21 protein-coding genes are annotated in these 18,481 nt (G+C 40.5%); 14 read left to right on the top strand and 7 right to left on the bottom strand.

The window, feature by feature from the left end; all coding sequences use genetic code 11:
- Positions 1-244 precede the first annotated feature (244 nt).
- Complete coding sequence (locus tag A9479_RS02875; RefSeq protein ID WP_064662646.1) at positions 245-1,036, top strand: type IV toxin-antitoxin system AbiEi family antitoxin; 792 nt, start codon at positions 245-247, stop codon at positions 1,034-1,036.
- Positions 1,029-1,973, top strand: a complete 945-nt coding sequence (locus tag A9479_RS02870; protein ID WP_064662645.1) for a nucleotidyl transferase AbiEii/AbiGii toxin family protein — start codon at positions 1,029-1,031, stop codon at positions 1,971-1,973. Before A9479_RS02875 ends, A9479_RS02870 begins: the two co-directional genes overlap by 8 nt.
- 199 nt (positions 1,974-2,172) lie before the next feature.
- On the opposite strand, the gene A9479_RS02865 is transcribed toward A9479_RS02870, so the two are convergent.
- The 3 genes from A9479_RS02865 to A9479_RS02855 all read right to left on the bottom strand — a co-directional run bounded on the left by A9479_RS02865 (position 2,173) and on the right by A9479_RS02855 (position 5,469).
- A complete protein-coding gene (locus A9479_RS02865; RefSeq protein ID WP_064662644.1) occupies positions 2,173-3,105 on the bottom strand; it encodes a hypothetical protein in 933 nt (310 codons plus the stop codon).
- Between the two features lie 132 nt (positions 3,106-3,237).
- A complete protein-coding gene (locus A9479_RS02860; protein WP_064662643.1) occupies positions 3,238-4,686 on the bottom strand; it encodes a dihydrolipoyl dehydrogenase in 1,449 nt (482 codons plus the stop codon).
- 54 nt (positions 4,687-4,740) lie between these two features.
- Positions 4,741-5,469, bottom strand: coding sequence for a glutathione peroxidase (locus A9479_RS02855; RefSeq protein ID WP_008466566.1), 729 nt, complete (start codon positions 5,467-5,469; stop codon positions 4,741-4,743).
- Between the two features lie 114 nt (positions 5,470-5,583).
- On the opposite strand from A9479_RS02855, the gene A9479_RS02850 reads away from it, so the two are divergent.
- Complete coding sequence (locus A9479_RS02850; protein ID WP_064662642.1) at positions 5,584-6,483, top strand: LysR substrate-binding domain-containing protein; 900 nt, start codon at positions 5,584-5,586, stop codon at positions 6,481-6,483.
- Positions 6,484-6,497: 14 nt separating this feature from the next.
- Here the strand turns inward: A9479_RS02850 and A9479_RS02845 are convergent, their stop codons facing one another.
- Positions 6,498-7,685 (bottom strand): flagellar assembly protein T N-terminal domain-containing protein, encoded by a 1,188-nt coding sequence (locus tag A9479_RS02845; protein WP_013465600.1) that lies wholly within the window; start codon positions 7,683-7,685, stop codon positions 6,498-6,500.
- A gap of 139 nt (positions 7,686-7,824) precedes the next feature.
- On the opposite strand from A9479_RS02845, the gene A9479_RS02840 reads away from it, so the two are divergent.
- Complete coding sequence (locus A9479_RS02840; RefSeq protein ID WP_010387855.1) at positions 7,825-8,283, top strand: LPP20 family lipoprotein; 459 nt, start codon at positions 7,825-7,827, stop codon at positions 8,281-8,283.
- A gap of 88 nt (positions 8,284-8,371) precedes the next feature.
- Here A9479_RS02840 and flgN read toward each other — a convergent pair whose 3' ends face one another.
- From flgN to flgA, 3 genes are all read right to left on the bottom strand, one after another.
- Positions 8,372-8,803 (bottom strand): flagellar export chaperone FlgN, encoded by a 432-nt coding sequence (gene flgN, locus A9479_RS02835; protein WP_013465599.1) that lies wholly within the window; start codon positions 8,801-8,803, stop codon positions 8,372-8,374.
- Complete coding sequence (gene flgM, locus A9479_RS02830) at positions 8,796-9,116, bottom strand: flagellar biosynthesis anti-sigma factor FlgM (protein WP_013465598.1); 321 nt, start codon at positions 9,114-9,116, stop codon at positions 8,796-8,798. Before flgM ends, flgN begins: the two co-directional genes overlap by 8 nt.
- 75 nt (positions 9,117-9,191) lie before the next feature.
- Positions 9,192-9,899, bottom strand: coding sequence for a flagellar basal body P-ring formation chaperone FlgA (gene flgA, locus A9479_RS02825; protein ID WP_016899218.1), 708 nt, complete (start codon positions 9,897-9,899; stop codon positions 9,192-9,194).
- Between the two features lie 138 nt (positions 9,900-10,037).
- Between flgA and A9479_RS02820 the strand changes: the two genes are divergently transcribed.
- From A9479_RS02820 to A9479_RS02775, 10 genes are all read left to right on the top strand, one after another.
- Complete coding sequence (locus A9479_RS02820) at positions 10,038-10,970, top strand: chemotaxis protein (protein ID WP_013465596.1); 933 nt, start codon at positions 10,038-10,040, stop codon at positions 10,968-10,970.
- 20 nt (positions 10,971-10,990) lie between these two features.
- Positions 10,991-11,821 (top strand): protein-glutamate O-methyltransferase CheR, encoded by an 831-nt coding sequence (locus tag A9479_RS02815; protein WP_013465595.1) that lies wholly within the window; start codon positions 10,991-10,993, stop codon positions 11,819-11,821.
- 129 nt (positions 11,822-11,950) lie between these two features.
- On the top strand, positions 11,951-12,361 hold the full coding sequence (gene flgB, locus A9479_RS02810) for a flagellar basal body rod protein FlgB (RefSeq protein ID WP_013465594.1): 411 nt from the start codon (positions 11,951-11,953) through the stop codon (positions 12,359-12,361).
- A gap of 2 nt (positions 12,362-12,363) precedes the next feature.
- Positions 12,364-12,795, top strand: a complete 432-nt coding sequence (gene flgC / locus A9479_RS02805; RefSeq protein WP_013465593.1) for a flagellar basal body rod protein FlgC — start codon at positions 12,364-12,366, stop codon at positions 12,793-12,795.
- A 13-nt stretch (positions 12,796-12,808) separates the two neighbouring features.
- A complete protein-coding gene (locus tag A9479_RS02800) occupies positions 12,809-13,486 on the top strand; it encodes a flagellar hook assembly protein FlgD (RefSeq protein WP_064662641.1) in 678 nt (225 codons plus the stop codon).
- Positions 13,487-13,543: 57 nt separating this feature from the next.
- Entirely contained in the window at positions 13,544-14,908 is a 1,365-nt protein-coding gene (gene flgE, locus A9479_RS02795) for a flagellar hook protein FlgE (RefSeq protein WP_064662640.1), read from the top strand.
- 133 nt (positions 14,909-15,041) lie between these two features.
- Positions 15,042-15,785 (top strand): flagellar basal body rod protein FlgF, encoded by a 744-nt coding sequence (locus A9479_RS02790; RefSeq protein ID WP_064662639.1) that lies wholly within the window; start codon positions 15,042-15,044, stop codon positions 15,783-15,785.
- 21 nt (positions 15,786-15,806) lie between these two features.
- Entirely contained in the window at positions 15,807-16,595 is a 789-nt protein-coding gene (gene flgG, locus A9479_RS02785) for a flagellar basal-body rod protein FlgG (RefSeq protein WP_013465589.1), read from the top strand.
- A 14-nt stretch (positions 16,596-16,609) separates the two neighbouring features.
- Positions 16,610-17,293, top strand: a complete 684-nt coding sequence (flgH, locus tag A9479_RS02780) for a flagellar basal body L-ring protein FlgH (protein WP_013465588.1) — start codon at positions 16,610-16,612, stop codon at positions 17,291-17,293.
- 12 nt (positions 17,294-17,305) lie between these two features.
- Complete coding sequence (locus A9479_RS02775; RefSeq protein WP_008113075.1) at positions 17,306-18,400, top strand: flagellar basal body P-ring protein FlgI; 1,095 nt, start codon at positions 17,306-17,308, stop codon at positions 18,398-18,400.
- Positions 18,401-18,481: the final 81 nt, after the last annotated feature.

The following is an 18,481-nucleotide window of genomic DNA, read 5'->3' as shown; positions in this document are numbered from 1 at the left end:
TTTTGTCATTTAACACCTCAATAATTGGATTATATTCCATTATTAAAGTGTCCTGTTTGATTAAAGCAGATCATTCACCATCGTAATAGCTTTGTGAACATTTAGCCCTGCCTCTAAGAGGAGTAACCTCCCTCCTTATTTAAGTTTATACAGTTGTTTTTTTTAACACTAAAAGTGTTACAATTCTAAATATTGTAAACCAAGAGTTTGCTAAAATAGTAATATTCATACTTTAGGTATAAAAATGTCATCTAAAATAAACTGGTTGGTTGCCCATACATATCCAGGAGCCCTTGTTCTACAGCAATGGCTGACTGAGAACGGAATTAGTTACTCCTTAGCTCAAAAATATGCGCAGAGTGGTTGGCTGAGAAAATTATCTTCAGGCGTTTATTATCGCCCAAGCGCAAATGATGATGTTAAGCCTGATTGGGGAGGAGTTTTACAAGCAATGAACATACAGTTAAACCATCCTGTTCATCTGGCAGGGTTAAGCAGCTTGACTCATCAAGGTCTGGGCCACTATTTACAGCTAAGCAAAGAACAAGTTTGGATTGGGGTGAAGAACAAACAATCATTACCTAAGTGGTTTCGTGAATTTCCCAATCAAAATTGGTTTTATAGTGGTAACCATAAGCTTGAAGTTGTCCCTGAAAAAGACCTAAAAATGATTACGGTTAAAGGAAAAGAGCTAAAAGCGAGTTGTCCTGAGCTTGCAGCTTACGAAGTTGTTGATGCAATCGGGAAGCAAATTTCGTTTGAGCATGCAGCAGAGCTTTTTCAAGGGCTTGTAAATCTGAGTCCTAGAAAAGTGCAATCTCTTCTTGAACGTAGTAGCTCGGTTCAAACCAATAGAGTGTTTTTGTTTTTGAGTCATTATCATGGCCATCAATGGATTCAGCGCATTGATGAAATAAAGATTGCATTAGGTTCAGGAAAGCGTCAGGTGGTAGAGCAAGGGCGATTTGATGAGCGTTATCAAATCACTGTGCCAGAAATATTAAGTGTAAAACAACAAGAGCCAAACAATGGATAGAGAGAGCCCTTACTACAAGCAAGTTTCATTGCTGATTAGAATGTTACCAGTAGTTGCGACAGAGCCTTCATTTGCACTTAAAGGCGGTACAGCTATCAATTTATTTGTAAGAGACTTTCCACGCCTGTCCGTGGACATTGACCTTGCTTATCTTCCTCTGGAGCCTAGAGATGAAGCGCTAGCAAATGTAAAAGCTGCGCTGCAACGCATTACCGATTTAATTAATACTCAACCAGATACGAGTGCTGTGTTACAGGATCAAAAAGTAGATGAGCTGCGTATAGTTGTTACCAGTTCTAACGCAACAATTAAAATCGAGGTCTCTCCAGTCGCAAGAGGTACGTTGCATAAGCCGGATAGCTTACCTGTGCAAGAATCAGTCGAAGAAGAGTTTGGTTATGCCGAGGTTCCAGTCGTTAGTCTGCCCGATCTCTATGGGGGGAAACTATGTGCAGCCATGGATCGCCAGCACCCTCGCGACCTGTTTGATGTTCGTATGCTACTTGCGGAGGAAGGTATTTCTCGAGATATATTTGTTGGATTTATTACTTATGTACTAAGCCACCCAAGACCTATCAATGAGGTTATGGCTCCTAACTGGCAACCTCTTGATGTGAAGTTTCGAGCTGAGTTTGATGGCATGACCTTTAAACCCGTTGAATTAAAAGACTTAACTTCTATAAGGCCTGCAATGGTAGCTGCATTACAAGCTCATTTCACAGAAAGAGATCACTCATTTTTGTTGTCATTCAAACAAGGGGATCCTGATTGGACAAAGTTTGACTATCCTGATGCAGCAGAACTGCCAGCTATACGCTGGAAACTACAAAACATAGCTAAGTTAGCTAAGAATCAAGAGAAACATACAGAGCAATTAGCTAAATTAGAGACTGTACTTGATAAATGGCTTAAACAAAGTAATGAAGTAAAGTGGTGAAGAAAAAAAGGATTATCAAATCTGGGCTTCAGACATTAAAATTTTTAATTGTTCGCTTTTGCTCAAAGTAACCTACCATTAAATTCTGCATAATAAAAAAGCGAGCTATCAATTAGCCCACTTTATAAAATACTTTGCCGAACCCCGAACCCCGAACCCCGAACCCCGAACCCCGAACCCCGAACCCCGAGGCTATAACTCAGCCATCACTGGTAATTGTAGCAATAAGCTCGCTCAATACTTCTTCGGCTTTGTCAGTGTCTACTTGGCAAGTACCGGCATTTAAATGGCCGCCGCCGCCGTATTTAAGGCATAACTCGCCAACATTAGTATTTGAGCTGCGGTTGGTGATTGATTTACCAATGGCGTACACCACGTTTTGCTTTTTAAGCCCCCACATTTTATGAATTGAAATATTACACTCGGGGAACATGGCGTAAATAACAAAGCGGTTAGTGGCGTAAATGGTTTCTTCTTCGGTTAAATTAAGGACCACTAAGTTGTCGTGTACTGATGAGCAGCGGTCTATTTGCTCTTTAGCTTGTGCGTTGTGCTCGTGATATAAAGCAACACGCTCGGCAACATCTTCCATTGCTAGTATTTGTTCTATGCTGTGATCTTTACAGGCGTCAATTAACTTCATCATCAGCTGGTAATTAGAAATTTTGAATTCACGAAAACGGCCAAGTCCTGTGCGCGCATCCATAATAAAGTTCATCAGTACCCAGTCTGTTGGGTTTAAAATTTCATCTTTTGAAAATTGTGCAGAATCCCCTTTATCGACCGCTTCCATCATGTCAGTTGAAATATTAGGGAATTTCTCTGCACCGCCATAATAATCATAAACAACGCGTGCTGCAGAGGGCGCATCTGGGTCAATAATGTGGTTTTTTATATCGCTTGCGTTACGAACGGTTTCACTCAAGTGGTGATCAAATGCAATATGACAACCGGCAACATAAGGGAGGTTAGTGGTAATGTCGTTGCTGGTAATGGTTATTTTACCGTCTTGCATGTCTTTTGGATGCACAAATAAAATATCGTCGATTAAATCTAAATCTTTTAGTAATACGGCACACACTAGGCCGTCAAAATCGCTTCGAGTGACAAGTCTATATTTATTATTGCTCATTTTCGGTCCATTTTTGTTTGTTTATTAATCTGAGTGTAGCAGTTTAAACTCCATTTTATATACCAGTTTTTAACACAAAAAAGCCAAAACAACAGTTTTGGCTTTGAGTAGTAAGTGTGTATGAGTAATGTGTTATGCGCCTGGGCCACATTCCATACAATGGTTAATAATGTCTGGGCCAAATTTTAATTTAGCGTTTAAATCACGCAGTGCAGTGCGTAGGCCTTCTTCAATAACAGGGTGATAAAAAGGCATATCAAGCATTTGTGGTACAGTCATTTTGTTTTGTACAGCCCATGCTAATAAATGAGCAATGTGCTCTGCTTGTGGGCCTATAAATTCAGCACCTAAAAATAAACCGGTACCGTGCTCGGCATATACGCGCATGTGCCCTTTGTTTTTTAGCATAACGCGGCTGCGACCTTGGTTTTCAAAGCTAACTTCGCCTATCTCAAAGCAATCACAACTTCCTAAACGTTGGCTAATTTCTTTAAAGCTTTCACCAACCATGGCAATTTGTGGGTCGCTAAACACAGCGGCAATTTTAGCTCTACGTAAACCAGCACGCACTTGAGGGTAGCGGCCTGCGTTTTGCCCTGCGATTGTTCCTTGATCAGATGCTTCGTGAAGCAGCGGCAGCATGTTACTGGCATCACCAGCTATAAATATGTGTGAGTCTCCACATTGCATAGTATGGGCATCGGCCGTTGGTACGCCACGTTCATCAAGCTCTATGCCGGTATTTTCTAACCCTAGCTTATCGGTGTTTGGTACTCGCCCAGTTGCAGCCAGTACATAGTCAAACTGCTTAGTATGTTTAACACCTTGCTTGTCGGTATAGGTTAGCTCTGCTTTATTACCTACTTTTTTCATGTCTGATACGTTTGAGTCGGTATCAACATAAAATTCTTCTGCAAATACAGTGTTAGCGTAATCTTTAACCACGGGGTCGGTTAATGGGCCTATGGCACCACCTACGCCAAATAGTTTTACCTTTACTCCTAATCTGTGCAACGCTTGGCCAATTTCAAGGCCTATAACGCCAGGGCCAAATACGGCTACTGATTCTGGTAAATCATCCCAGTCGAATACATCGTCATTTATAATCAGTCGGTCGCCAAAGTTATTAAATACGCCTGGGTAAGAAGGGCGTGAACCCGTTGCAATTACAAAGCGTTTGGCAGTAATAATGGTGTGGTCGTCTATTTGTACGCGGTTGGCGTCTAAAAATTGTGCATAGCCACGAATTTTATCTTCGCTAGGTATTTCATCTACCGCTTCTACTACGAATCCTGCAAAGCGATCGCGCTCACTTTTTACTCGTGCCATAACGGCTTTACCGTCAATAACCGGTTTTGAGCTGTGAACACCAAAGGCAGGGGCCATTTCTATTGAATGGGCGGCTTCTGCTGCGGCAATCAATAATTTACTTGGCATGCAACCAACACGTGCGCAGGTTGTACCGTATGGGCCTGATTCAATCATAAGTACGTTTTGAGTAAATTGTTTAGCATTACGATAGGCACTTAAACCAGCGGTACCTGCACCTATAACAACAACGTCGGTTTGCAATTCTTTCATAGTGTTTTTCCTTTAGTAAACAGGGGCGTTGCAGCCCCTGTTTTATTTACTTAATTAAGCAAAGTATTTTTCTAGGTCGTCTGAGCCACCAATGTGCTTACCGCCAATAAATACTTGTGGTACGGTTTCACGGCCCGATACCGCTTTAAGGCTGGTAAGTGATGCGCCAGCGCCCATTACGATTTCTTCAAATGCAAAGCCTTTAGCTGTAAGTAGCTCTTTTGCTTTTTTACAGAAAGGACAGCCAGGCTTAGTAAATAGAGTAACTGCTTCTGGTTTTACTTGAGTTGGGTTGATGTAATCAAGCATAGTGTCAGCGTCTGATACTTCAAATGGGTCGCCTGGTAAATCTGGCTCAATAAACATTTTCTCTACTACGCCATCTTTAACCAACATAGAGTATCTCCAGCTGCGCTTGCCAAAACCTAAATCGTTTTTATCAACTAACATGCCCATGCCGTCGGTAAATTCACCGTTACCATCTGGTAGTAAGGTAATGTTTTGCGCTTCTTGATGTTCAGCCCATGCGTTCATTACAAACGTATCGTTTACTGATACACAAACAATGTCATCAACGCCATTTTGCTTAAGTACGCCAGCTAGTTCGTTATAGCGTGGTAAGTGCGTTGATGAACACGTAGGTGTAAATGCACCTGGTAGTGAAAATACAACAACCGTTTTACCTTTAAAAATGTCGTCTGTAGTTACTGATTTCCATTCGTCGTTTTGACGCGTTGCGAATGTTACGTTTGGGATTGTTTGACCTTCAATATTGTTTAACATGTTTTTTAGTTCCTCTTGATTTGTTGATAGCCATTATGGCGAGTATTTAAATATAGTTCCAATCGTTTGTTTGTATTAAACTGATAGATGTAAACTATCAGGTTGAGTGTGAATATGAACTTAAAAGATTTAGAGTATGTCAAAGCGGTTGCCCACTATAAGCATTTTCGTAAAGCGGCCGATGCCTGTTTTGTAAGCCAGCCTACCTTAAGCGGGCAAATTAAAAAGCTTGAGCAAGAATTGGGTGTTATTATTTTTGATCGCTCTACCAAGCACGTTACCTTAACTGCCAAAGGTGAACGTTTATTGACACAAATAGCTGTCGTTCTAGAGCAAACACAAATATTAAAAGAGCTGGCAGCAACATCTAATGAACCACTGCAGGGCAAGCTTACCATTGGTATTATTCCAACGATTGCGCCTTATTTATTACCTACGCTACTAACATCAATGAAAGCATCGTTTATAAATAGCCAGTTTTCGTTTATTGAAATGCAAACAACCACTATTTTAGCTGCGCTAGAAAGTGGTGAAGTCGACTTTGCAATTTTAGCGGATGTACCTGAACTTAAAAGTTACCATACCATTGATTTATATAAAGAAGACTTTTTAGTTGCCGTATCAAGCGATAACACATTGTGTAAGCATAAAAAAGTGGCACTGCAAGACCTGCAAGGTTGCAACCTATTAATGTTAAGTGATGGCCATTGCTTTAAAGATCAAGCCCAGCAATTTTGTTTTTCGGCAGGAGTCGATGTTTCCAGCCAGTATCAAGGAAATAGCCTTGAGACTTTATTAGCGCTGGTGGCGATGGATGATGGAATTACATTTGTGCCAAAACTTGCAGCAATACCACGAGTGGGTATTCATTATTTGCCTATTTTTCCTAATCAACAACGTAATATTGTATTTGCATGTAGAAAGCATTACCCGCACTTATCTGGGGTTGAGCAATTGGCTCAGTGGTTAAGCGCCCACTCTAATTTAAGGGCTAAACTAAGCGAGGCGCTTTAGCATTTTACATGCGGCTATTGCTCGGCAATCTCTACAATGTCATTAATTTGTACGCCCGGCAAAGGCTGATCATTAATACTAACGGCAATAGCGCTGTGCTGATAAAGCTGCTCAATTCGTATACGGTTAAGTGTAGTGATGGTATGCGGCATAGTGTTGCCTTGTGCGTCGGTTAAATAATTATGATGGGCAATACTCAGTTGTTGGCCTTTTTCTAAGCCATGAGCCTTACCTAAATTAATCACTAATTTATTGTTTTCCATATGCATTATTTTACCTTGAGTAGGTAGACAGGCCATGGCAGCTTGTAGGTCGTAACTTAAGGTTTGGTTTATATCACTAATGCTTTGGCCAAAAGGTGATTGCCAAAACCGATTACTATTTACATCAATAATGGCTGTTTTTTCAAATGGCCAAATTGCTTGGCTTTGATAGCTATTTTGCCATAACGGCTCATAAGTGGTGCCATTAAATAAGCTAAACTCTATTTGGTAGTGGCGCTGATAGCTTTCATCTTGCCAAAACGCATAGTCGCTATTGAGTTTATCGCTGGTAGATAAACTGGTTATTTGACTTAACAGCACATATTGCGCGTTGCTGCGTGATGAAATTTCTTCTAACTGACTGTTTGAATAGTCATGCTGTTGATTAAAGTAGGTATCAACCTTTATAGCTTTGTTGAAATAGGCAACGGGTATTGCACTCATTTTTGATTTTTGCAACGAGGTATAAATGTTTTTACTGACTGCTTTGTTAATGTCAAATATTTGACCCATTCTCGCTTGTTCACGATTTGTTAATTGGCTTTGCGTGACGGCTATAAACTTATTAAAGTTACTTTGTGGACATTGCTCTGTTTGCGCAAAGATATCTAAGCGTAAGGTAATTGCAAACTCATCACTACTGCGGTTTTCACTGACAAGCTCTATTTTTTGAATTTCGCCTTGGCTACTTATTTTTAGCTGATCTTGGGTTAAAACACCATCAACAAGTGTTTGCACCGAGCTCACCCGCGCACCAGAGAATACAAGGGCTTGGGTAATCGCATCTTTTATTGCAGCGGCCTTTGCACCGGGAATGTCGCTATTTTGAATAACCGCATGGCCTGTAGACTCATACCACTGAGCGTGAGTAAAAGGTGAAAACGTTAATACAGCAGTGGTGCTTAATCCTGCCAATACTGCTTTTAAAAACGACTTCATACTCTTACTCCAATTAAACGTTAGCGTTAATGAGTCTCAGCAAGTAATGTACCACTATTATTTGTTGTTACAGAATATAGGTATCACTGGCATTAAACGTGCATAACTGAGTTTAATTAGTTTTTAAAGGCCCTATATGATGCGAGTAATGCCATTAATGATCACATTAGGCTGCTTAACGTTAAGCGGTTGTAGCAATATATTTGATAAGCACGTTGAATATAAATATGTTGAGCCAAATAATTACCCTGTATTAAAAGCAATAGGGTACGCGCCCATTAGTTTGCAGTCGGGAAGTAATGACACTCAAAAACAGCTTATGGCAATTAAAGCCTCCAAGCTAGAAGCATACCGCGAACTAACGGAACAAGTGTACGGGCAAAAAATTACCGCTGGCACAACCGTCGCAGGCTCTGTTGCCCAAGATGATTATTTACAGAGTAAAGTGCAAGGTATTATAAAAGGCGCGCAAATTATAAAAACTTATGCCGTTAATGATATGTATATTACTGAGCTTGAGCTTAATATGAAGCGCGTACACGACTTGTACATCGGTGAGATAAAACCACGGGAAGTGAAAAAAGTCACTTATTACTAAGCGACAAGTTATTACTAACCGACAAATTATTACTCATAAAAAAACGCCTAAACGATTATTCGTTTAGGCGTTTTTTTATGAGTATTCTTTAGGCTTTTAGGTTACGCACAATGCTGTTGTCAGTATTAACTACGCTACCGGCTTGATCGTAGGTCATAGACGAAGGTGCGCCAATTAAAATCCCCTTTAATTGCTTTACACTTAACTGCGCTTGATGCGCTGCGTGAGCGTTAACTTCATTTTGTTTTTGACACTGCTCAAGCTTTTCTCGAGTTAGCTTTATTAAGTCAGCGTTTTCATCTGTTTGCTGATCATTACTGGCAATCAGTTTGCTGAGTTCTTTATCAAGGGTGCTTATACTGGTTAAAAAAGACATTTTTTGTTGGGCAATTTCTTTTAAACCTTCACCTCTTCGAGATGCAATCGCAGTAAGCTCCTGAGTGAGTAACTCGCTCAGTTTTGTTAAGCAAGTAATTTGCTCATTTAGTTTAATTGTAATTAAACTATTGTGATCAGCCATAAACGTTAAACTCAAAGTCTGCTAGATTTTTGGCAAGCTTCTCACTGTCGATTTGATAATTACCTTCAGTAATCGCTTTTTTAAGCTCAGCAACTTTGTTGCTATCAAAACCAGAAGACTGCTGTGCTTTCTCTTGTAACGATTTTAATTGCTTAGCTTGCGGTGTTAAGCTCACCGAATCGCTGGCAGCTTTAGGTGAAGGCGTTTGTGCCGCCTGTGTATTTGCATTATCTCTTTTTAAATCAACTTTTTGCTGTTGAGTGTTTGTTAAAACACTCGGTTGTTGATTTGATTTATTTACTTGACCGACCATAATAAAAATCCGTATATTGCCCAACTGATGCCTTTATATCGGCATTTATTAAAGATACTTTAGCATAAATTTATATTAAATATTTACTTGCACAGACTCTACACCATCTACACGCGCATTTAAAACTTTACCTGTCTTTTTGTTTTCTACTCTTACTTGCTCGCCCAAGGTGCCATCCTCTAATGCAATACCCGTCGTTTTCACTCTTAACCCTTTGATATTAGCATAAATTGTAACAGAATCACCTTTGCACACCATACATATTTGATTAAGTAAAACGGGCATTCCTTCACGGATGTTGCGTTTGCTACGACTACCAATAAGAGCCGTTGGATCTTCAAGGTACTGCGCTCTGATAAAGTGTGCAGGGCGCATATCAATACTTAAATGGGATGGAGTAATCACTTCACCTCGTGCTAAATTGGTAGTTGCAACTACAACAGGTGCTGATTCAGTGATTCTGACATGAACGTACTGTGCCCAGTTGTCACTATCGTTACATTTTATTTGAATAGTGACTTGGCGATTAAAGGGAGGCTCACTTGGCGTTATTAGCTCAGGCTCAGAATTACATTGGCGATCGGGAATGCGGCTATCTAACGGTAATGCGCTAAACTGTATTTTGTTATCATTTGTAGTCACTGCTTTTTGAGCAACATAAGATACAGCCATTTCTTGCAATAACTCTTTACTAAATACTTGTGCCTTTAGTGGCAAAGCGAAGCAGAGGCTAGCAAGAAAATAAAAAACACTGTATCTTCTGGTTTTTTTTAACAAACTCATAATGTTTCGACTATGCTTATGGTTGCAAACAGGGTATAAATATTTTGCGTCAGAATTTAGACGCCCCCGTTGTGTTATGACGCTTTATTAATTGAAAGCAATTATCGTTCCTTATATTTGTTTTCTTAGGAGATTTAAATGGCCGGCATTTTAGACTCAGTAAACCAACGTACACAGTTGGTTGGGCAAAACCGCTTGGAATTATTGTTATTTAAGCTTAATGGGCGTCAGCGCTTTGGTATTAATGTGTTCAAGGTAAGAGAAGTTCTTCAATGCCCTCCATTGACTAGCATGCCGAAATCTAACACTTATATCCGTGGCGTAGCACATATTCGTGGGCAAACTATTTCGGTGATTGATTTATCTATGGCCGTAGGCGGGCGCCCAATAAAAAGCATCGAAGATGGCTTTATAATAATTGCTGAGTATAACCGTACAGTGCAAGGATTCTTAGTAGGTGGTGTTGAACGTATAGTTAACATGAACTGGGAAAAAATAATGCCACCGCCGTCAGGAGCGGGTCGTTATTCTTATTTAACAGCCGTCACTGAAATTGAAAATGAGCTCGTTGAGATACTCGACGTAGAAAAAATCTTAAACGAAATCTGCCCAGTTAATACTACCGTGAGCGATGATGTCGCCTCGCAAGGTAATATACAAAAAGATTTAGGCGAGAGAATAGTATTTATTGCTGATGATTCGGCTGTTGCGCGAAATCAAGTAAAACGAGCATTGGAACCATTAGGTGTAACAACTGAGTTGGCTAAAAATGGTAAAGAAGCTTTAATAAGATTAAAAGAAATTGCAGAGCTCGATTGCGTAAATGATATTACAGAGCGAGTAGGGCTACTCATTTCTGATGTAGAAATGCCAGAAATGGATGGTTACACGCTGACTGCAGAAATCAAAGCTAATCCTAAACTTGCGCCACTACATGTGATTTTACACACATCATTGAGTGGTGTTTTCAATCAAGCGATGATTGAAAAAGTAGGAGCAGATGATTTTATTGCAAAATTTAACCCAGACGAGCTTGCAACAGCCGTTAATAAATGGGTTCATCGTGATTAATAAACATAGGTGTTATTGATTTGACTAATAAAGATTTGCAGCAAAACGAATACGATCAATTTCGCTTATTTTTAGAACAACAGTGCGGTATTGTTTTAGGTGAAAATAAGCAGTATTTGGTAAAGAGCCGTTTGGCACCATTAATGTCTCGATTTAATGTTGAATCGTTGTCTGAATTGGTAAGTAAAACTCTCGGTGTGCATGAGCGCCAGTTGCGCGCAGCCGTTGTTGATGCCATGACAACCAATGAGACATTGTGGTTTAGAGATCAGTATCCGTTTGAGTTACTTAAAACCAGATTATTCCCTGAGTTTAAAACGTTAAATAGGCCATTAAAAATATGGTCTGCGGCGAGCTCATCAGGACAAGAACCCTACTCAATAGCGATGTCGGTTGCTGAGTTTCAATCCAGCAGCCCTGGTGTTTTAAAAATGGGTGCACAAATAATTGGTACAGATATATCAAATACCATGCTTGATATGTGTAAACATGCTGAATATGATGCATTGGCATTGGCTCGCGGACTCTCTGCTGAACGTCGTAAAAAGTTTTTTAAAGACAGCGGCAATGGTATGGCACAAGTGGTTGATTCATTGAAAAAGCAAGTGAGCTTTAGGCATTTAAATTTGCTCGATTCGTACGCCTTAATGGGTAAGTTCGATATTATATTTTGCCGTAATGTTTTAATTTACTTTTCACCTGAGGTGAAAGCTAAAATAATTGCACAATTCTCTCAAGCACTTAACCCTAAGGGGTATTTATTTTTAGGTGCGTCGGAGTCTATGTCTGGTTTAAGTACTGACTTTGATATGGTGCGTTGTAACCCTGGTATCATTTATCAAAAGAAATGACCTTCATTAATATATTATCCCTACTCTAAACGACGCCTATTGCGTCGTTTTTTGTTTTTATCATCACTATTTTCACTGCTGGCTCATTTATTGCTTTATCGGTACTGAGTCAATTTTTTGGAGGTAGTTATGGCTATCAGTTTTGATAAAGCATTAGGCGTGCATCCGCATGCGATGTTGATCCGTTCGCAAAGAGCAGAAATGCTCGCTACTAATATCGCAAATGCTGATACGCCCGGCTATAAAGCAAAAGATATCGATTTTGCCTCAGCATTAAAAACGGCAAAGTCCAACCAACTAAGCGGCAATACCATGGTAAGAACCAATGAAAAACACATTGCCGGTGGTACCCGTAGTGTAGGTAGTAATGAACTATTTCGTACGCCAAATCAAACAGATACAGGTGATGGCAACTCTGTTGATATACAAGTGGAACGGAACTTGTATACACAGAATGCTATGGAGTATCAGGCCAGTGTCCAGTTTCTTAATGGTAAATTTAAAGGCCTGAAAAAAGCCCTCGGTAGTCAAGGAGCCTAATTATGAGTTTATATAATGTGTTTGATATTGCTGGTTCTGGTATGAGCGCGCAAAACGTGCGATTAAATACCACGGCAAGTAATATCTCTAATGCCAATACAATTAGCTCTTCACAAAATGAGACGTACCGAGCGCGACAACCTGTATTTGCTGCGGAGCTTACAAAAGCGTCAGCGTCAGCAAGCAACCCACAGGGCTCTGCCGTTGGTGTAAAAGTGTTAGGAGTGGTTGAAAGTAATAAACCACTACAAATCGAATATAACCCAAATCATCCTAGTGCGGATGAAAATGGATATATTTACAAACCCAACGTGAATGTTGTTGAGGAGATGGCAAATATGATTTCTGCTTCTCGCTCTTATCAGACAAATGTTCAAGTTGCCGATGCAGCTAAGCAAATGTTAAGTAAAACACTGCTGTTAGGTCAGCGGTAACTGAGGGTAGCTCATGAGTAACGATATTAGTACTTCTTCATCCTACATGGACTCTTTACGTTGGCAAGATAAGCAAGTGCCAAAAAAAGAAGAAAGTGATGCGTTAACCCAAGAAGATTTCTTTTCGTTGTTAACACAGCAATTGTCTTTTCAAGATCCAAGCAAACCAGCTGATAACGATCAGATGATTGCACAAATGACAAACTTTACCATGGCCGAAGGGATCTCAAATTTAAACTCTAACTTTGAGTCTTTAGCCGCGTCGATGACATCAAATTCGGCATTGCAAGCATCAACACTGGTTGGCAAACAAGCGCTGTTGGAGTCGAATACACTTGAGCTTAATGAGTCGGGTGAATCAAAAGGTTCTGTTTTAGCTGAAAAACCAGTCGATAGTTTAATGATTCGCATTGAAGATGCATCAGGGCAGTTGGTTAAAACTATTGATTTAGGCACTCAGCCTGCAGGGGCTATCCGCTTTGCATGGGATGGTACCAATGAGACTGGTGAACGACTACCACCTGGTGAATATAATATTAAAGCAGAGGGTAGCACGGATGGTGAGTTTTCTAGCCTTCCTATAGCTACATTCAAAAATATTGAGAGTGTTAATATTAATGGCTCAAGTGGCATTATTATTAATACTAAAGAAGGTGCGGTTAGGCTGACTGATGTCGCAGAAATCGCGTAATAGATTTTATGTATTTTTTAGCCAATAGGCTAAATATTTTTAGGTTAGAGGTTAATTATGAGCTTCAATATTGCATTAACAGGCCTTGCTGCCGCACAAAAAGATTTAGATGTTACCGCCAATAACATTGCCAACGTAAATACCACGGGCTTTAAAGAGTCTCGCGCCGAATTTGCTGATGTGTACGCATCATCGGTATTTAGCGCAGGTAAAACCAAAAATGGTGATGGTGTGCAAACCACGATGGTTGCCCAGCAGTTTCACCAAGGCTCGTTGCAGTTTACTAATAACTCACTTGATTTAGCGATTACGGGTGAGGGTTATTTTGCCATGAGTCAAGATTTAGGCGCTCAAGATTTTACTTACACTCGTGCAGGCGCGTTTAAGCTTAATAAAGATAACTTTGTTGTTGATGCTAAAGGCAATTATTTACAAGGTTTTCCTGTCGATGAAGCAACAGGAGATACGACTTCTGTAAGTCTTAGTACTTCTTCTGCTTTACAAATTCCTGATTCGTCTGGTTCTCCTCGTGCAACAACAACTGTATATAGTTCATTTAACCTTGATTCACGAGTAGATTCTCCAACTCTTCCTTTTGATCCAGCCGAGAGTGCGACTTACAATTCATCGACCTCAACAACGGTTTATGACTCATTAGGTGAACCTCATGTAATTCAATTTTTCTTTGTTAAAAATGACCCCAGCGTTCCCGGCGATGAGAATCAATGGGATGTGCATGCTACATTAGACGGTAAATCCTTTGATACTAATGGTGTAGAGCAAACGGTGGCTCCCTATACACCAATAAGCACATTTAAATTTGATTCTAGTGGTCTTCCGCAAGATACTAATGGTATTGCGAACACAGGTAATACATTTAACCCATTAACAGTGCCAGGTGGTGCAGGAGCTGCTGCAGGGTTATCTGACTTGCTTTCAAATGGTGCAAGCTTTCCTGTTGATGTAGAGATAAATTGGCGGGATCAAGCTGCTACAACAAATAAAATACCTACTCAATATGCAAGTCGCTTTGAGGTAAAAGCACTTGAGCAGGATGGTGCGACGGTTGGTCGCTTAGCAGGTATTGATATTGGTACCGATGGAAAAGTCGTAGCGTCATACAGTAATGGTGATTCAACTTTCTTAGGGCAAGTCGCTATGGTGCGTTTCTCGAACTCACAAGGTCTACAGCAAGTGGGTGATACTGCTTGGAAAAAGAGTCTAACGTCAGGTGAACCAATCGCGGGTGAGCCAGGTTCAGGAACACTAGGCAATATCAATTCGTCAGCTCTTGAACAATCTAACGTAAACTTAACCAATGAGCTTGTTGATTTGATTAGTGCGCAGCGTAACTTCCAAGCAAACTCTCGTGCGCTTGAGGTTAATTCAACTATTCAACAAAACATCCTTCAGATCCGATAATCATATTTTGATTTACTTAGGCTGCTACGTGCAGCCTTTTTTATTACTCTCCTAAAATCTTATTCATACTTAAACTTAATTTGGCACTTATATTGCATTTACACATGTATAGATTTCTTAATGAGTCGATGTTATGGATAAAATGGTCTACATAGCGGCATCTGGCGCTAAACAAAGCCTGCAAGGGCTTGCTCTTAAAGCCAATAATTTGGCAAATGCGAATACCACAGGGTTTAAATCTGATTTTGCGCAAGCACGATCAATGCAGGCTTTCGGTGAAGGTTTGCCGACCCGTGTTTTTGCTATGCAGGAGCGCCCAGGCGCAAACATGACATCGGGGGGTATTGTTGAAACAGGTCGCGACTTAGACATAGCGATGAGTGATAACGCATGGCTGAGTGTTCAAGATGCCTCAGGAAATGAAGCCTATACCAAAGTAGGCACATTAAATATCACAGCCGAAGGCATGCTCATGACAAGTCATGGTCGTCAAGTTATTGGCGAAGGCGGGCCAATCATATTACCCGTACCCATTGAAAAAATAGAATTTAGCAAAGATGGCACTATTCAAGTTCGCCCTCAAGGCGCACCGGCTAACTTTTTAGAAGAAGTTGATCGGCTAAAAGTGATTGATGCAAACAACGCTACGCTTGAAAAAGGCAATGATGGTCTGTTTAGGCCCAAGCCAGGTGAAACTGTTGAAACATCAGCTAATGTTCAAGTACTGAGCGGCACGTTAGAAATGTCGAATGTAAATCCTGTGCATGAAATGGTCGATATGATCAATCACCAACGCCAATTTGAATTACAAGTAAAACTGATGAAAACAGCTGAAGAGATTGACGAACGTCAAGAGCAGCTGATGCGCATAGTTTAACTTTAACGTGAGGATATTATTATGAATCCAGCATTATGGATAAGTAAAACTGGGCTTGACGCTCAACAAACTGATATATCGGTTATATCAAATAACTTAGCGAATGCCAGTACTGTAGGTTACAAAAAAAGCCGCGCTATTTTTGAAGATTTACTCTACCAAAATATTAACCAACCAGGCGGACGTTCATCGCAAGATACCGAAATGCCATCAGGCTTAATGCTGGGTGCGGGTACTAAGGTTGTCGCTAATCAGAAAAACTTTTCCCAAGGTAACATGCTCACCACTGAAAATTCATTAGATTGGATGATTTCTGGTCCTGGGTTTTTCGAAGTATTACAGCCAGATGGCAATATTGCTTATTCGCGTAACGGCCAGTTTACTACTGACGGTGAGGGGCGTGTGGTTACTTCGGGTGCCGGTTACGTTGTTCAGCCAGAAATGAACGTGCCTGATGATGCACAGTCAATCACCGTGTCACAAGATGGTGAAGTATCGGTGCGCATAAAAGGCCAAGCCGAAAACGTAGTTATTGGTCAAATTACTATTAGTGATTTTATTAATCCATCGGGCCTTGAGCCGATAGGGCAAAATCTGTACACCGAAACTGCAGTAAGTGGTGCACCTGTTCAAGGTAACCCAGGTGTTGAAGGTTTAGGCACAATTATTCAAGGTTCACTTGAAACATCAAATGTAAATGTGACCGAAGAGTTGGTTAATTTGATTGAAACTCAGCGAGTTTACGAAATGAACTCAAAGGTAATTTCAGCGGTTGATGAAATGATGAGCTACATCAATCAACAATTATAGTCTTGGGGGATTGTATGCGTAATATCATGTTATTTGCAGTAGGGACTTTACTGTTAAGCGGTTGTGTATCTACACAAAATAATGAAGTAGTGCAGGACGATCCCTACTATGCACCTATGTATCCTGAGCCTAATATGGAGCCAGTGGTAGCAACTGGCTCTTTATTCAGTACTCAGTTATCGAATGACTTATATGCCGATAAGAAAGCACTTAGAACAGGCGATATCATTACGGTTAAATTGCAAGAGTCAACCCAAGCCACAAAAGCGGCTAAAACAGAAACAGATAAACAAACAGATGCTAGCCTCGATCCTGTTATTGGTTTAGGTGGTTTACCGGTTAATATTGGTGGCGATAGTATTCAATTTGGGGTTGGTAGTGATGCGTCGTTTAAAGGTGACTCAAAATCAAATCAATCAAACAGCCTAGTTGGCGATATTTCGGTTAACGTGATGCGAGTATTACCAAATGGTAATTTAGTGATTCGCGGTGAAAAATGGCTAACGCTAAATACCGGTGAAGAATTTATTCGCTTAGAGGGGTTAGTGCGTCCACAAGATGTTAATGCTGATAATACCGTTGAGTCTAATCGTATTGCGAATGCGCGTATTCAGTATTCAGGTAAGGGTCAAACTCAAGAGGCACAAAGCCCGGGTTGGTTAACGCGTTTCTTTAGTAGCTCATTGTTTCCCTTTTAGAGGACATTCAACATGAATGGTTTTAAAGTTTTTTGTTTTATGGTGCTACTAGGCTGGCAATTTACTGCCAGTGCTGAGCGAATTAAAGATGTGTCTATGGTCGAAGGGGTGCGCTCAAACCAATTAGTGGGCTATGGATTGGTTGTTGGTTTACCGGGTACCGGAGAGCAAAGCCGTTTTACCGAGCAAAGTTTTAAAGGCATGCTTAATAGTTTTGGTATTACACTACCTGCGAGTTTAAAGCCAAAAATTAAAAATGTTGCAGCAGTCGCGGTTCATGCAGAACTCCCTCCATTTAGAAAGCCAGGGCAAACTATAGATATTACTGTGTCATCGATTGGCAGTGCTGGCAGCCTGCGCGGTGGCACATTACTACAAACATTTTTAAAAGGGGTTGATGGTAATGTATACGCTATTGCACAAGGGAGCTTAATTGTTGGTGGCTTAGGTGCTGAAGGCCTAGATGGCAGCCGAGTCGTTATTAATACGCCAACCGTAGGGCGTGTGCCAAACGGTGCCACGGTTGAACGTGCCGTTAAAAGCCCATTTATGCAAAACGATTATATTACCTTTAATTTAAATCGTCCGGACTTTACAACCGCAAAACGTTTAGAGAAAACCATAAATGATTTAATCGGCCCAAATAGCGCTCAAGCACTCGATGCAGCTTCTATTCGCGTTATTGCACCTCGTGATGCCTCGCAACGTGTATCGTATTTATCAACTCTTGAAAACTTAGAGTTTAAGCCTGCAGATACTTCGGCAAAAATAATTGTTAACTCACGTACCGGCACTATAGTTATTGGAAAAAATGTAAAATTACAACCTGCGGCAATTACACATGGTGGCCTTACTGTGACCATTGCTGAGCAACAAAATGTGGCGCAGCCAAATCCTCTAGCTGAGGGGGAAACAGTGGTTACCCAACAAAGTATTATTGACGTTAATCAAGATGATTCACGTGCTTTTGTATTTGACCCAGGTGTAAGCCTTGATGATTTAGTTCGTGCTATTAATGAAGTTGGCGCTGCCCCTGGCGATTTAATGGCGATTCTTGAAGCACTTAAAGAAGCCGGTGCAATTAACGGTCAGCTTGTTGTAATTTAGTTTTATAAGACTCTAAGCCCTAGGGGCTAGGGTCTTTAACCCTTAACCTTTCATCCTTAACCTTTCATCGCTACTCTTCTT

It is taken from the genome of Pseudoalteromonas sp. MQS005, assembly GCF_001661605.1.
Lineage (GTDB): Bacteria > Pseudomonadota > Gammaproteobacteria > Enterobacterales > Alteromonadaceae > Pseudoalteromonas > Pseudoalteromonas tetraodonis.
Note: the sequence above shows the minus strand (reverse complement) of the source record. Positions and strands in the feature narration are given on the sequence as shown.